The sequence below is a fragment of the Janthinobacterium sp. NKUCC06_STL genome (genome assembly GCF_019345455.1).
GTDB lineage: Bacteria > Pseudomonadota > Gammaproteobacteria > Burkholderiales > Burkholderiaceae_D > Janthinobacterium > Janthinobacterium rivuli.
In genome coordinates this window covers 307609-321693 of the sequence record NZ_JAHKQY010000003.1, presented here as the reverse complement: position 1 = coordinate 321693, position 14085 = coordinate 307609, and the positions used below count along the sequence as shown (strand labels likewise).

General features: G+C 64.1%; 13 protein-coding genes. 2 read left to right on the top strand and 11 right to left on the bottom strand.

The genetic code is table 11. The annotated features are described in order from the left end of the window. Positions 1-6 precede the first annotated feature (6 nt). The 11 genes from KO539_RS13990 to KO539_RS13940 all read right to left on the bottom strand — a co-directional run bounded on the left by KO539_RS13990 (position 7) and on the right by KO539_RS13940 (position 11603). On the bottom strand, positions 7-1059 hold the full coding sequence (locus KO539_RS13990; RefSeq protein WP_219310223.1) for a sugar phosphate isomerase/epimerase: 1053 nt from the start codon (positions 1057-1059) through the stop codon (positions 7-9). Between the two features lie 79 nt (positions 1060-1138). Then, on the bottom strand, positions 1139-2074 hold the full coding sequence (locus tag KO539_RS13985; RefSeq protein WP_225243231.1) for a substrate-binding domain-containing protein: 936 nt from the start codon (positions 2072-2074) through the stop codon (positions 1139-1141). An 88-nt stretch (positions 2075-2162) separates the two neighbouring features. Further along, positions 2163-3170 carry an ABC transporter permease gene (locus KO539_RS13980; RefSeq protein WP_219310221.1) on the bottom strand — a complete coding sequence of 336 codons (1008 nt, stop codon included), beginning with the start codon at positions 3168-3170 and terminating at the stop codon, positions 2163-2165. Further along, on the bottom strand, positions 3151-4638 hold the full coding sequence (locus tag KO539_RS13975; RefSeq protein WP_219310219.1) for a sugar ABC transporter ATP-binding protein: 1488 nt from the start codon (positions 4636-4638) through the stop codon (positions 3151-3153). Before KO539_RS13975 ends, KO539_RS13980 begins: the two co-directional genes overlap by 20 nt. Beyond that, the gene (locus KO539_RS13970) at positions 4638-5663 is read right to left on the bottom strand and encodes a LacI family DNA-binding transcriptional regulator (RefSeq protein WP_257626291.1); all 1026 of its coding nucleotides are present in this window, start codon (positions 5661-5663) and stop codon (positions 4638-4640) included. Before KO539_RS13970 ends, KO539_RS13975 begins: the two co-directional genes overlap by 1 nt. A gap of 125 nt (positions 5664-5788) precedes the next feature. Further along, positions 5789-6373, bottom strand: a complete 585-nt coding sequence (locus KO539_RS13965; protein ID WP_219310215.1) for a hypothetical protein — start codon at positions 6371-6373, stop codon at positions 5789-5791. Between the two features lie 24 nt (positions 6374-6397). Next, complete coding sequence (locus tag KO539_RS13960; protein ID WP_219310213.1) at positions 6398-7309, bottom strand: glycerophosphodiester phosphodiesterase; 912 nt, start codon at positions 7307-7309, stop codon at positions 6398-6400. Further along, on the bottom strand, positions 7284-8924 hold the full coding sequence (locus KO539_RS13955) for a hypothetical protein (RefSeq protein WP_257626290.1): 1641 nt from the start codon (positions 8922-8924) through the stop codon (positions 7284-7286). The genes KO539_RS13960 and KO539_RS13955 overlap by 26 nt, the downstream gene beginning before the upstream one ends. A 1-nt stretch (position 8925) precedes the next feature. After that, complete coding sequence (locus KO539_RS13950; protein ID WP_219310204.1) at positions 8926-9783, bottom strand: hypothetical protein; 858 nt, start codon at positions 9781-9783, stop codon at positions 8926-8928. Between the two features lie 33 nt (positions 9784-9816). Further along, positions 9817-10842, bottom strand: a complete 1026-nt coding sequence (locus KO539_RS13945) for a hypothetical protein (RefSeq protein ID WP_219310202.1) — start codon at positions 10840-10842, stop codon at positions 9817-9819. Then, positions 10839-11603 carry a hypothetical protein gene (locus tag KO539_RS13940; protein ID WP_219310200.1) on the bottom strand — a complete coding sequence of 255 codons (765 nt, stop codon included), beginning with the start codon at positions 11601-11603 and terminating at the stop codon, positions 10839-10841. Before KO539_RS13940 ends, KO539_RS13945 begins: the two co-directional genes overlap by 4 nt. A gap of 175 nt (positions 11604-11778) precedes the next feature. On the opposite strand from KO539_RS13940, the gene KO539_RS13935 reads away from it, so the two are divergent. Both KO539_RS13935 and KO539_RS13930 read left to right on the top strand, forming a co-directional pair. After that, on the top strand, positions 11779-13155 hold the full coding sequence (locus KO539_RS13935; protein ID WP_219310198.1) for a caspase family protein: 1377 nt from the start codon (positions 11779-11781) through the stop codon (positions 13153-13155). An 85-nt stretch (positions 13156-13240) separates the two neighbouring features. Continuing rightward, a complete protein-coding gene (locus tag KO539_RS13930) occupies positions 13241-14062 on the top strand; it encodes a hypothetical protein (protein WP_219310196.1) in 822 nt (273 codons plus the stop codon). Positions 14063-14085: the final 23 nt, after the last annotated feature.

The window sequence follows — 14085 nt, the reverse complement described above, 5'->3', positions numbered from 1 at the left end:
GTCTCCTTATTTCAAGCCAAGCAAGTGATGAATTTGATCCTGGTCAACCGCACTGCCCGCGAAATCGTCAAATGCGTGTTCAGCCACGTGGATGATGTGATCGCGGATGAAACGTGCGCCCTCTGCAGCGCCATCTTCCTGGTGTTTCAAACAGCATTCCCATTCCAGCACGGCCCAGCCGGGAAAGTCGTACTGCGCCATCTTCGAGAAAATCGCCTTGAAGTCGATCTGCCCGTCGCCCAGCGAGCGGAAGCGCCCGGCGCGGTCTTGCCAGTCGGCATAGCCGCCATACACGCCCTGGCGCCCGTTCGGCCGGAATTCCGCATCTTTCACATGGAAGGCCTTGATGCGCGCATGATAAATGTCGATGAAGGCCAGATAGTCGAGCTGCTGCAGCACGAAGTGGCTGGGGTCGTACAGAATCGACGCGCGCGGGTGGTCGTTGACGGCGGCCAGGAAGCGCTCGAAGGTCACGCCGTCGTGCAAGTCCTCGCCCGGATGCAATTCATAGCAGACGTCCACGCCGGCCGCGTCAAACGCATCGAGGATGGGCAGCCAGCGTTTGGCCAGCTCGGCAAATGCCGTTTCCACCAGGCCAGCCGGGCGCTGCGGCCATGGATACAGATACGGCCAGGCCAGCGCGCCGGAAAACGTCACGTGCGCCGTCAAACCCAGGCGCTGCGAGGCGGTGGCCGCCCACAGCAGTTGCTGCGTGGCCCAGGCCGTACGGGCCGCGCTGTCGCCACGCACGTGGTCGGGCGCAAAGCCATCGAACAGGGCGTCGTAGGCGGGATGCACGGCGATCAGCTGGCCCTGCAAATGCGTCGACAATTCCGTCACTTGCAAACCGTGGCGCGCCAGCAAGGCTTTCACGTCGTCGCAATACTGCTGGCTATTGGCCGCTTGTTCCAGATCGAACAATCGCGGCGCCGTCGGCAGCTGCAAGCCCTTGTAACCCAGGCCGGCCGCCCATTGCGCCAGGTGCTCGAGCGAGTCGAACGGCGGCTCGTCGCCGAGAAACTGGGCCAGGAAAATGGCCGGGCCCTGGATGGTTTTCATATCAATGTCCTGTTAACCCAAACCGAAACCCGGGGTCGTACCCTGAGGGTACGACCCCAGCCCTTGTTTTGGGGTGTCGTTAAAAAGGCGAGTTCGGAAAGTAAAACTGCTTGGCGTTCTCGCGCGTGATCAGCACCGAAGGGATGATCGTATTGGCCGGCAATTTATCACCTTTCAGGCGCGCTTCCGTCGTCAGCTTGATGGCGTCGTACATGAACTTGGGCGAGTACGATACGTCGGCCACGATCAGCGGGTCGGAACCGTCCATGATCTTTTTCACCGCGCCCTTGGCGCCCGCGCCGCCGAACACTTGCTTGATGTCCGTGCGCTTGGCTTGCGCGATGGCTTTTTGCACGCCGATGGCCATGTCGTCATCGGCGGCCCAGACGGCGTCGATGTGCTTGAAGCGGGTCAGGTAATCCTGCATGACCTTGAAGGCATCGTCGCGGTTCCAGTTGCCGTACTTGGCGTCCAGCACCTTGATCTCGGGATGGCCCTTCATCACGGCGGAAAACGCGTCGTAGCGCTCGTTGTCGAGGGTGGTCGGCATGCCGCGCAGCACGACGATATTGCCCTTGCCATTCAGGCTTTTCGCCAGATACTCGGCCGGCAGCTTGCCGAACGCCGTGTTGTCGCCCGCGATGTACGCATCCTGCGACTGCGTGTTCGTCAAGCCGCGGTCGACCACGGTCACGTAGACCCCCTTGTTTTTCACTTGCGCCACGGGCTGCGTCAGCGAGGCCGATTCGATGGGGAAGATCACCAGGGTGTTGATCTTGTTGACCGTCAACATGTCCTGCAACTGGTTCGCCTGCTCGGGCGCCGTGGCGGCCGTCTTGACGATGATTTTCAGGCCCGGATGGGCTTTTTCCAGTTCCGCCTTGGCCTGGTTCGCCCACCAGACGATGCCCGAGGTAAAGCTGTGCGTGGCCGTGGGAATCGCCACGCCCACCACCAGCTTCTCCGCCGCCTGTGCACTCGGCAGCGCCCACGCCTGCATCACCAGCACTGCCATCCCTGCTACCCGTCTAAAGCTCTTCATGCTGCTCTCCTCCAAGGTTGTGGGCGCCCGTTGGCCGCCCTTTCAGAACGCCGCTGTGTTTTTATTTGCGGCCTCGCTGCAGGAAGGCGACGGCGATGATCACCACGCCTTGCACTGCGGCATTCAGGTAGACACTGATGATGCTGGTCAAATTCAGGATATTGCTGATCACGGACAAGAGGATGGCGCCGATCACGGTGCCGACGATGCGCCCCTCTCCGCCCTTCAGGGCCGTGCCGCCGACGACGACGGCGGCGATGGCTTCGAGTTCCCACAGCAAGCCCGTGGTCGGCGTGGCCGAGCCCAGGCGCGGCACGTACAGCACCGTGGCGATCCCCACGCAGACGCCCAGCAGCATGTAGGTGGCAATTTTCACCTTGTCGACATTGATGGCCGCATAGCGCGCCACTTGCTCGTTAGAACCAATCGCCTGCACATGGCGGCCAAAGGTCGTGCGGTTGAGGATGATGGCGCCGGCCGCGGCGACGAATAAAAAGATCCAGATCGGGATCGGCGCGCCCAGCACGCTCGTGTAGTAGACGGGGCTGTACAGCTCGGACAGGGTCGCATCCAGGGTCAGCGCGCCGCCATCGGCCAGGTACGTGAGCACGGCGCGGAAGATGCCCAAGGTGCCCAGGGTGACGATGAACGGCTCGATATTGCCCTTGCTGATCAACAAGCCATGCATCAGGCCGAAACCGGCGCCCAGCACCAGCGCCATGGCGATGCCCAGCACCAGCATGGTGATCGGCGCCAGGTCGCCGCCCGCCCCTTGCGCCAGCGCATTCATGAAATAGATCATGCAGCCGGCGATCAGGGCCGCCATCGAGCCAACGGACAAGTCGATGCCGCCCGAGATGATCACGAAGGTCATGCCGACGGCGATGATGCCAATAAAAGCCGTGCGCGTGAGCACGTTCATCAGGTTGTCGACAGTGGCGAAGTCGCCATTGAGCAAGGTGCCCGCGATGCACAGAGATAACAGGCCCAGCACGGGGCCAAAGCCCTTGATGCGCGCGCCGAATCGAGCAATAGGGGATACGGTGGTGTCAGTGCGTGCCGGTTGCATGGGCAATCAACTCCTCTTCAGTCAGGTGGTCAGCAGACAGGGTGGCTTGCAAGGTGCCGGCGCGCATCACGGCCACGCGGTGGCACAGGCCTATCAATTCGATCAGTTCGGATGAAATCACGATCACGGCGCGCCCTTCGGCAGCCAGGCGGTGGATCAGGAAATAAATGTCACGCTTGGCGCCCACGTCCACGCCACGGCTCGGTTCATCGAGCACGACGACGCGCGGGTCTGAATGCAGGTATTTCGCCAGCGCCAGCTTTTGCTGGTTGCCGCCAGACAGCATGCGCGCGCGGCTGTCCAGGTCGCCCGTGCGGATATTGAAATCCTCGACGGCCTTGGCCAGCGCCCCCTTTTCCGCTTTCAAGTCCAGCCATGGCCGCGCATAGCGCTCCATCGTCATCATGGTGAGGTTTTCCCGTAAACCCAGGTTCACGTGCAAGCCCTTGCCCTTGCGGTCTTCGCTCAGATAGGTCATGCCGTGCTGCATGGCTTCACGCGGCGTGCGGATGTCCACGGGCTGGCCATTGATCTCGATCACACCCGCGCTGCGCGGACGCAAGCCCAGCAAGGCCTCGAACGATTCCGTACGCCCCGCGCCCACCAGGCCCGCAAAGCCCAGCACTTCGCCGGCGCGCACCTCGAAGGACAGATCCTTGGCCCAGCCGGGCACAGACAAACCCTCCACTTTCAGCAACACAGGAGCGTCTTTCGCCAGCGGCACTTTGGCCGGGAACATGTCGGACAATTCGCGCCCCACCATCAGGTTCGCCATCTGCTGGCGCGTCAAGCTGGCCGTCGGCTCGCGCGTGACGAAACGCCCGTCGCGCATGACGATGACCTCGTCCGTGTTGCGCTCGACCTCGTCGAGCTTGTGCGAGATATATAAAATCGTCACGCCATCCGCTTTCAGCTGCGCCATGACGGCAAACAATCGCTGGGTTTCCGACGACGTCAGGGTGGCCGTCGGCTCGTCCATGATCAGGAAGCGGGCGCGGCGCGACAAGGCCTTGGCGATTTCCACAAGCTGCTTTTCAGCAACTATGAGGTCGCGGATTGTCGTATCGGGCGACACGTCCAGGCCCACCTGTTTCAGGTAGCGCGACGCTTCTTCCTTCATGGCGCTCTCGTCGAGCAGCCAGCCGCGCGTCTTTTCGTGGCCAAGGAACATGTTTTGCGCCACCGTCAGGTGCTCGGCCAGGTTGAATTCCTGGTGGATCAGCACGATGCCGGCCGATTCCGCGGCGCGCGAACTGTCAAAGTGCCGGGGCTGGCCATCGATCAGTAGCTGGCCTTCGCTGACGGCTTCGTAGCCGGCGAGGATTTTCATCAAGGTCGACTTGCCGGCGCCATTTTCGCCGAGCAAGCCATACACGCGCCCCGGCGACAGGGTAAAACTGACGCCATGCAAGACGCGCACGGGGCCGAAATCCTTGCAGACCCCTTCGAAACCGACGGCAACGCTCACTATGCACTCCCTCGCAAAATTAATTGGTGTTGCAGCAGCACGCCCGGCACTTGGGCAGCCGGGTCCGCCAGGCGTTGCAGCAACAAGCGCGCCGCCGTCTCGCCCAGTTCGCGCATCGGCTGGGCAATCGTGGTGAGGCCAGGGGCTATCTGCGCGGCAATGGCGATATCGTCGAAGCCGATGACGGCCACGTCCTCGGGCACGCGCTTGTTCAGCTGGCGCAGCGCGCTCAAGACGCCGATGGCCAGGGTATCGGAGACGGCAAAGATGGCCGTCGGTGCGTCGGGCTGCGCCATCATCCGCAACGTGGCGGCCGTGCCCGCTTCGTAATCGAGGCTTTGCACCGTGTGCACCCACTGCGGCTGCACGGGCAAGCCGGCCGCCGCCAAGGTGTCCAGATAGCCTTGCTGGCGTTGCCGTGCGTACAGATAGCGTTCATCGGAGTTAATCAGGCCGATGCGCGTATGACCGCGCGACAGCAGATGGGCAACGGCGTCGGAGGCGGCGCGGTGGTTGTCGATGCCGACATAGGGCACGGCCACGGCCGGGTCGAACTCGCAGCAGGCCACCCACGGCAGGCTGACGGATTCATGCGACAAGGCATGTTGCACCGTGTCCGGATCGAGGCAGATGGCGCCATCGGCGCGGTGCATGCGCAGCAAGTCGAAGTAGGAGCGCTCGCGGCCCGCGTCGGCGCCCGTATCGCACAGCAGCACGAAATAGCCATGTTCGCGCGCCACCGTATCGATGCCGCGCACGATTTGCGCATAGAAGGGGTTGCCCACGTCAGGCACCATGGTCAGCAGCATGCGGCTCTCGGCCGTGCGCAGGCTGCGCGCCAGGTGGTTCATGCGGTAGCCGAGCGCGGCCACGGACGCCAGCACCTTGTCGCGCGTGGGCGCCCGCACTCCCGCCTGCTCGTTCATCACGCGCGAGACGGTGGCCACCGACACGCCCGCATGCGCGGCGACGGCGCTGATGGAGACGGTTTCTGTCGGCAAAGGGGATGGGACGGCTGCTGGCATGGTGCTTTTCATATAAATGTAATCGATTACATTTATATGCCAGTCGCGCGCGCGATGCAAACATTATCGATGCTGCGATGCGCAAAAACTGTGTAAAAAGCGGCCCTGCGCAGGCCGTCGGTAAGCTATTTCTGGGGCTGCAAGGCGCTCTGCTGCACGGCAAAACCGGCGCGCACGGCGGACAGAGCCGCCACCCACAGGATCAGGCCGGCACCGAGGCAGCCGACTGGATGGATGGGGCCATGGCGCAGGGTCAGCGGATAGCCGATGGCCCACACGCACAGCGCCATGCCGATGGCCAGGTGGCGGCGCGCCTTGAACAGCCAGGCCAGCGGAAAGAAATGCAAGCCCACGATCAAGATGACGGCAGGAATGAACCACGCCTGCAGCCCCAGGTTTTTCAGGACGTTACCGACGATGAAGATGGCGAGCCATTGCCCGGCATTCACGATATTGAACAGCCTGCCCACGCGCCTGGCCTGTGGCGATTGTTCCGCCGCCGCATGCGCGGCCCGATGGCGGCGAAACTGGCGCCACGCCAGCACGAACAGCAAGACGGTGATTGCGGCAACCGGCAGCAACCTCAAGGGATGCGCGCCATACGTCTGCACGCACCAGGCAGCCACCCACAGGCCGCCAAACAGGGAAAAGAACATGGCGCCAATGGCGCTGCCGGCAAGGTTGGCGGGGGTCGATGGTGGCATGGTCATGGCGTGGTCTCTCGGTGAAAGCGCTTACTTCATCATCGCGCAAAACGTCTCGGGATTGCCGTCAAGGATGACGCCGCTGGGCAGACGGTGGCTGCGCCGCTGCGCGCGCAACAGCGAGGCGGCCAGGGCCGAGTCGCCATCGACGGCATACACGAAGACGGGCATGTTCAGGCTGGCGGCGTCCACCAGCAAATTCGGATTGGCGTCCAGGCTGCGCGCATCCACGTGCACACCCGTGGGCATGCCGATCTGCTGCTGCACGCGCTGCAACCACGGCTTGTCCAGCTTGGGTGGACGGGCATTTTTTGCGATATAGCGGCTGATCCGGTTCGTGCCGGCCGCCTGCGCATTGCGCGCGTCAAACACGAGCAGGCCCAGGTAACCCTGCGGATCGGCGCGGCGCGCGCAAGCGAGGTTGTTCGGCACGCCCGACGTCAGGAACCAGTTGCCGTGCTTGATGTTCGCGCGCAACTGCCCCACCAGGGTGGCGATCGGTGCGCACGAGGACACGACATCCTTGATTTCCGCGTTCAGGGTTTTACTCGGGAAAGCGGTGGCCAGGTCGGCGACGTCGCTGACGAAGGGCGGTGTTTCCGGCGTGGCCACGCCACGGTTCTTCATGCTGGCGGCGCGCCAGTCGTCGGCCGTCAGTTGTTTCACGGTGCGGGGCGAGCCCGTGTCGACGACTCTGCCCGTCAGCAAGTCGTGGTGCACCACCCAGCTGCCGTCGCCCAGCAGCTGCAAATCCGTCTCGACGCCGTCCCAGGTGCCGAAATACGTGTTGCGCAGCGCGCTCAGCGAGTTTTCCGGCGCATTGCCGGCGCCACGGTGGGCATGCACCTTCATGCCCAGGCAGTCGGCCTGGACGGCCGTGCTGGCCATGGAAAGCAGCAAGGCCAGCGCGGCCGCCTTATTTTTGTCCCGGATGATAGCCATAGTGAATTCCCTGCAAAACGTGGATGCGGATCGCTTCGTTGACGGGGTAGCTGTAGCCCTGCCCCACCGCCACGACGTGCGTGATATTGGCCAGCAAGCCCTTGCCGGCGATTTGCCAGCGCGTGCTGTCGTCGGCGGCCTGGCGGTTCCAGTCCAGCATCTGGCGGAACAGCTCGCTCTTCGTGACATTATTGTCCGAGAGGGTAAAGATACCCCAGGTTCCCAGGAAGGCGCCAGCCAGCACGCCCGTGGCGATCCAGGCGGAACGACGGCTCAGCTGGCCATCGGCGCCCGCCTGCTCGCCGCGGCGTGCCGCCAGCACCAGCAAGCCCACCGTGGCGATCAGGTACAGCAATTTCGAGAAGTGGCCGATGGCGCCCAAGAGCGAGAAGAACAGGGCGACGGGCGGCACGATGGCCGCGCGCGCCGCTTCCTTGCCCTCTTCAAAATACTTGCCGCCCACTTCGAAATCGTTGCGGCTGGCGCGGTATTCCACCAGCTTTTCCGCCGTCTGGCGCGCGGCGAACTGGTCGAACAGGCGGCTGAACTCGGCTGGACTCGCATACGCCTCCTGCACCACGACACCTTTCGGCAAGCGCAAGCCCTTGCTCGCTTCGCTGCCATCGCCACCGTCCGGCCCGTCGCGCAGCACGGCCTGGATGCCGGGGCGCGCGACGAAGGCGGCGAAAGACAAGCCAGGCGGAATGCGGTCGCCCTTGATATGCAAGCCCTTGCTGGCCGCTTCCGACGCATAGCGGCGCTTGACGGCGGCGCGGAAGCTCAATTGGTCGGCCGGATGCCAGTTGGCCGATACGGGCACCTTTTTGCGCACATTGTTGACGACGGCCGCCTTGCGTCGCGCCGGCACGGAATGCGGCTGCCAGCCGTGGCGCGACAGGCTTTGCCGGTAATCGTTCCACGCCGTTTCCTGCTGCTGGCGCAAGCCTGCATCGTCGTCGGGAATCATGCCCGAATACAATTTCCACTTGTCGTGCACTTCGCCAATCGCCTTCTGATACTTGTCATAGTAACCGGCCGCGCCGCCGGCGATCTTGCGGACATTGAAATTGATCAACTGTTCCTTGGCCGGCTCCATGCGCTCATCGAGGTGGCCCACCGAGACGGCCAGGAAAGGGAACAGCGCGAGGAAAGCCTTGCCTTCCGGCTTGGCAAACAGAGTAGCGTCATCGACCAGGCCCTGCAATTGCAGGCTGCCGCCCACCAGCGAGCGCTGCATCAGGGTAGTGTTGAAGGCCAGGCGGCGAAATTGCGCATCGCGCGTTTCGACCAGCACCGTGACCGTGGTCTTCAAAATGCCGAACACGACTGCCGCCGTGGCGACGCAGCAAAAGAGGATCTTTTTCCAGCTGGGGCCGCTGCCATTGTTCTTCAGGCGGCGGCGCCACATCAGTTGCAGCACCACCAGCGCGGCGGCGATGCCCGACAGGCTGCGGCCATAGAATTCCACGCCTTCCACGTCCTGCGGCTTGACGTCGCCGCCCACCACGTCGAGCAAACGGGCATTGAAGCCCAGCTCGAAGCACAAATACATGATCGTCAGGACGATCAGGATCAAGGTCTGCCGGATCTGCAGACTGCGCAAACTCGCGGCCATCTTATTTCCTCAAATCGATGACGACGGGCTTGATCTCTTCGGCCTGGAAGATCATCGGCGCCGCCGGGGCCGCCGCCGCGGCACGCGGCGCGGGCAGGCTGATGGCGGTGGGCGTTGCCGTCCTGGCTGATGGTTCCTGGCGGCGCGCCCTGGCGCTGGCGCGGCTGCCCGCTTTCGGCGCGGCGGCAGGCGCCGGAGCTGCCGCCGGCGGCGCCGGGATCACGCGGCCGCTGTCGTTGCCGCTCCCAGGCAGGGTGGCGATGGCAGGACCCGTGCCGCGCAAGGCATCGTCGGCAAACGGCTGGGCGCGCGTATCGACGCCGGGCGGCACGGCCACGCTGGCGTTGAGCAGGCGATTGTCCGTGTAGATCATGCGCGACAGGCGGTTGTAGTTGGGAAAGTCGATATTCAGCGATTTTCCATCGGCCGCCACGTCCACGCGGGGGCGGTCCTTGCAATTGCCGACCGTCCACTGCAGCACGTCCGTGCCCTGGAAAGCCAGCACTTCATAGCGGTAGGCGCAGCCGCGCTCCTGGGTTTCCACGATCACCACGGTGCGCTCGCCCACGTTTTCCACCCTCGCCACGCGGGCCGTGATGGCATTGGCCAGCGGCACGACGCGAAACGCCTGCGACAGCTTGATCGAATACTTACCCTGCGGATCCTTGCGCAAGGTCCCTTCCGTGCCGTCGCGCAGGCGGAAGGTGGAAATCGGCGTGCCGAACAGCTCGGCCGTATCCAGGCCCATCAACACGCCGCCACGGCCGTTCGGCGTCATGGCGCAGCCCGTCAACAGGACACCGGCGGCCACGCCGGCGATCAATTTGCGCCAGTGCGCGGATGCAAAATTCTTATACATTGTCATGCTGGATAACTTTCTCTTATTTCGGGGTCAGGGATTGATGACGGCCAGCGGATTGCCCGGTCCCGGTGGCGGCAAGACTTTCTGGCGGTTGCGCGACAGCACGGTGAAGGCACCCAGGGTGTCCGGTCCGGCAACGATTTCCAGCTGTTCGCGCTGCAGCCAGGTGCGGATTTCCGCCTCCGTGGCCTCGGCGCGGAACAGCACGCGCGTGCGCACGCCCGTCTCGACGCCGCTGCCGCCGTTGCGGAACTCCGCATTGCCGACGACGGCGCCCTCTTTCGGCAGGAACAGCCACGCCGATTGCACCACCATCACGCTGGCGGCCACGGCCGTGACGAGCTTCAGCCAGCGGTTCGCATTGGCTGCCTGCATCGGCACCTTCGCTGCTGGCGCGGCGGCATCGGCCAAAGCGATCTGTAATTGCTGCAAGCCCTGGCGCAGCAATTGCCGGTAGGCCACGCGGCCATCCTTGCCCAGCTCGCTCGACAGCGGTGTGCCGGTCAAGGCGTAATCATCGCCGGGCAAGGCCACGCGGGCGATCACGCCGGGCGCCGCCGTGGCGCCATTCGCGCGGCCATGCCGCTCCAGCCAGCGCGCCGCCTGCAGGCGCTCCTGGCTGAACACGCCCAGGCAGGCGCCCAGGTCCGTCACGGCCAGGGTCACGGGCATGTCGCACAGCACCAGGCCCGCGCGCGGGTCGGCGGGCGCGTCGCGCTCTTCGACCACGAGGCCGCAGGCGTCCGCATACGATGCGTCCGGCGTGACGAGCCAGCCGCGCCAGTGCTGCCGCGTGCTGTCCCACGCGTCGAGCAGCACGGCGCCAAAGCCGGGACGGCGCGCCAGCAGGTGGATCTGCCCACCGGCGATGGGCCGCCCGGCCAGCGGCGCCGCATCGCTGCGGCGCGCAAAACGTTGCATAACGTGTTCCGGCACGGCAATGCCGCGCCAGTCCGGAGTAGTGCCCCCCACCTCGCCGTCCAGCAATTCGGTGGAAGACGGGGGCGATGGCAGGCGCGCGGCAACGATGGCCAGCGAGGGCGTCAATGCAGTCATGCCGATGGCCTTTCATCAGTGTTCGGTTGGGTGGACGCGGGGTCCATGTGCAGGGATAACGCGGCCACGCACAAGATATCCAAAACTATTTGCGCCGCCTGCATATCGCGCGCGGCCAGGGCATCGCCCACGCGCAGCTTGAGCAGGTTCAAGACCCAGCTGCCCAGCAAGGTGGCGCGGTGGGCCGGCTCGACGATCTGGCGCCCCGCGCTATTGGCCTCGCCCTTCTGCCTGTGCACCAGGCCCAACTTGCCGCCGTGGTAATGCGCGGAAGCGATCTGTTCGGCCAACTCCTTGACGGGCATGCCGCCGCAGCCACAATGGCGCAGCAGCAAGATCAAGTCGTGCGGCAAGGTCGTAATAAAACTGTCGGCCGCGTCGCGCACTTGCTGTGGCGTGAGCTGATAGTCGCGCAGCGGTTCCGCATACGCATCGGGCGCGCGCAGCGCGCAGCCTTCTTGCGCATCGGCATCTTCGTCATCACGCTGCTTGCGCAGCTGGTCGATGATGAAACGCTTGAAGTACAAAAACAGGGCACCGACGTGGTGGGGCGCCGCGTCGCTGTCGCCGTGCAAGACTTTTTCGATGAAAAACTGGTGGCGCAAGTCGGCCAGGGAATCACCGAGCGACGCCGCCTCGCGCGGACGGCACGGCGTCAGCGCGGCGATGACGCGCTGGTAAAACTCGCCCAGTTCGCCTTGTGTCAGCTGCTGGCGGCGGGTCCAGAAAGCATGAATCCGTTCAAATTGTTCCGATTGCAAAGCCGGTCCGATCGTGTGTTGGGCGGCACGCGCCACTGGCCGGCGGCGATGAGCAGCGTGCGCTGGCCAGACAAGAGAAACTTGTCAGTAAGGTAAAATGCATTTAAGCAATTTTCTCATATCACAGTAAAAATCGCTAACTTTTGTTACTTTCACGACAATTCCCGAGACGCCGATGCATCGCCTGATTCCCCTGTTCTTGAGCCTCCTCTTTTTACTCTACGGTAACGTCGTGCAAGCGGCCGTGGGCAACGCCGCCAGCGGTCCCGGCAAGCGCATCGCCCTGGTGATCGGCAACGCGGCCTATCCGCAACCTCTATTGAATCCCGTGAACGATGCGCGCGCCATGGCCGAACGGCTGCGCCGAATGGGCTTTGAAGTGCTGTTGCGCACGGACATCAATGCGCAACAGCTGCAAAAGGCCTCGGCCGAGTTTTCCACGCAGGCGCGCGGCGCCGATATCGCCCTCGTGTTTTACGCGGGCCACGGCGCCCAGGCGGGCGAAGCGAACTATGTGTTGCCGCTGGGCGCCAACATGAATGCGCTCAGTGCGGCCGCCATCGCCGCCCAGGGCGTGTCCGTTTCCAGCCTGGCGGGCGACTTGCAGCGCACGGGCGCGCGCGGCGCCGTGCTGATCCTCGACGCTTGCCGCCAGGAATATACTCGGGGCGGCGCCGTGGTGGCCCCCGGCGGCAATGCGGCCAGCCACGGCTTTGCCGACACGCAAGCACCACGCGGCGTGGTGATCGCCTATTCGGCCGGCCCGGGCGCCCTGGCGCGCGATTTCTGGTCGCCCGATTCGCGCAACAGCCCCTACACGAGCGCCCTGCTCGATGCGCTGGACGCACCGGGCTTGCCCATGAGCGACGTGTTTTCGCAAGTGGCGGCCAGGGTTGCCACCATGACGCACGACGTGCAAAAACCGCGCGTGTCGTTTGGCGAAACGTCGGCGCGCCTGGTACTGAACATGGGCAGCGGCAAGGGCGTCAGCCAGGCAACGCCGGGCGTGCTGGCCTCCGGCAACAGCGGCATGCGCGCGCCAGTGCCAGCAATGGAGAAGCCGGCAGCACCCGGCGCCAAGGTGTGGCCAGGCAATGTGCTGCAAGACATCAACTATGAAATCCGCATGCAGATCGCGGCCCGCCCGTTTCCCCGCCAGCAACTGGAAAAACGCGCACGCGGCGGCGATCTGGTGGCGCTGACTGCCCTCGGCTATGGCATCGGCGGCGGCGATGCGGGCATCAAACAGCCGAAGGCCGGCATGCAGTGGCTGGAAAAGGCGGCCGCCAAAGACTTTCCGATTGCTCAGACCTATCTGGCGGAATTGCTGATGGTCAAGGGAGATCCCGCTTCGCTGAAACGGGCCGGCGTGCTGCTGGACGCGGCATCGCAGGCGGGCTACAGCCCCGCCCATGCGTATAAATTCGACCTGGCCCGACGCACGGGCGCGCCGCCGCAGGATGCGGCCCGGCATTTGCAGGATGCTTTCATGGGCTTGATGAAGGATTACCAGGGCGCCGCCAAGGACATGATGCAGCCGCCAAAAAAATAATTCAAAATAATTTTAGATTTCCCTGAACTGCCCCCGTTATCCGTGGGTACATGCAATAGAGCATGACAGTGACCAGGGAAATCCCATGCAAACATCCAGCCCAGCAACATTCACCACCGGCCAGCGTGGCCGCATCCTCGCCTACCAGCCGAGCGGACAGGGTTCCGTCAGCGTGGCCGGCATTCAACATGCTTTCGACGTGGCCACGCACTGGCGCTCGGATGTGGCGCCCGCCATCAACGCCGTCGTCGACGTGCGCTTCGATGAGGCCGGCAGCCTCGCCACCGTCAGCGCCGTGGCGACGCAGCAACTGGCGCAGGAAGAAATGGCCGGCGCGGCGAAACTGGCGCGCGAAAAAAGCCAGCAGCTGTGGGGCCAGGCCGTCTCGGCGCTGGGCATCAAGGTGCTGGCCAGCCTGGGCGTCCTGATCGCCGGCGCCTTTGTCTTCAACACCATCGGCATCCGTTTGTTCGCCTCCGTCTCGCGCACCTACTGGCAGTTGCTGGGCTTGTCCGCCGACAGCCTGGAAAGCTTTGCCCGCGATGGCGGCGGCGGTTTTACGTCCGCACAATTTTTCTTCCTGCTGGCCATCGGCGCCTGCTGCGCCACCATGGTTAGCAAGCACCCGAAAGCGGCGCTGGGCAAGTGCGCGCCCCTGCTGTTCATCGTCATCCACAGCAGCTTGCTGTTCATCAAGATCAAGGGCGCCGTCAGCGACGCGGGCAACGCCATGGGCGGCATCATGGGCACCCGCGCGGCCCGCATGGCCGAGCAGATGGCCAGCGAAATGCTGGGGCAAGTGTGGCAAGGCCTCTCGTTTGGCATCGGCTTTTACCTGGTGCTGGCGTCTGCCATCGTCCTGGCCGCTTACGGCGTCGGCGAATACAAACGTAAAACCATCGGCTAATTCACCTCCACACATTCATTGAA

Excerpts from the sequence above, each read along its gene's own strand:
- KO539_RS13990 (WP_219310223.1), bottom strand. The coding sequence starts at position 1,059 with ATGAAAACCATCCAGGGCCCGGCCATTTTCCTGGCCCAGTTTCTCGGC.
- KO539_RS13985 (WP_225243231.1), bottom strand. The coding sequence starts at position 2,074 with ATGGCAGTGCTGGTGATGCAGGCGTGGGCGCTGCCGAGTGCACAGGCG.
- KO539_RS13980 (WP_219310221.1), bottom strand. The coding sequence starts at position 3,170 with ATGCAACCGGCACGCACTGACACCACCGTATCCCCTATTGCTCGATTC.
- KO539_RS13970 (WP_257626291.1), bottom strand. The coding sequence starts at position 5,663 with ATGCCAGCAGCCGTCCCATCCCCTTTGCCGACAGAAACCGTCTCCATC.
- KO539_RS13965 (WP_219310215.1), bottom strand. The coding sequence starts at position 6,373 with ATGACCATGCCACCATCGACCCCCGCCAACCTTGCCGGCAGCGCCATT.
- KO539_RS13960 (WP_219310213.1), bottom strand. The coding sequence starts at position 7,309 with ATGGCTATCATCCGGGACAAAAATAAGGCGGCCGCGCTGGCCTTGCTG.
- KO539_RS13955 (WP_257626290.1), bottom strand. The coding sequence starts at position 8,924 with ATGGCCGCGAGTTTGCGCAGTCTGCAGATCCGGCAGACCTTGATCCTG.
- KO539_RS13950 (WP_219310204.1), bottom strand. The coding sequence starts at position 9,783 with ATGTATAAGAATTTTGCATCCGCGCACTGGCGCAAATTGATCGCCGGC.
- KO539_RS13945 (WP_219310202.1), bottom strand. The coding sequence starts at position 10,842 with ATGACTGCATTGACGCCCTCGCTGGCCATCGTTGCCGCGCGCCTGCCA.
- KO539_RS13935 (WP_219310198.1), top strand. The coding sequence starts at position 11,779 with ATGCATCGCCTGATTCCCCTGTTCTTGAGCCTCCTCTTTTTACTCTAC.
- KO539_RS13930 (WP_219310196.1), top strand. The coding sequence starts at position 13,241 with ATGCAAACATCCAGCCCAGCAACATTCACCACCGGCCAGCGTGGCCGC.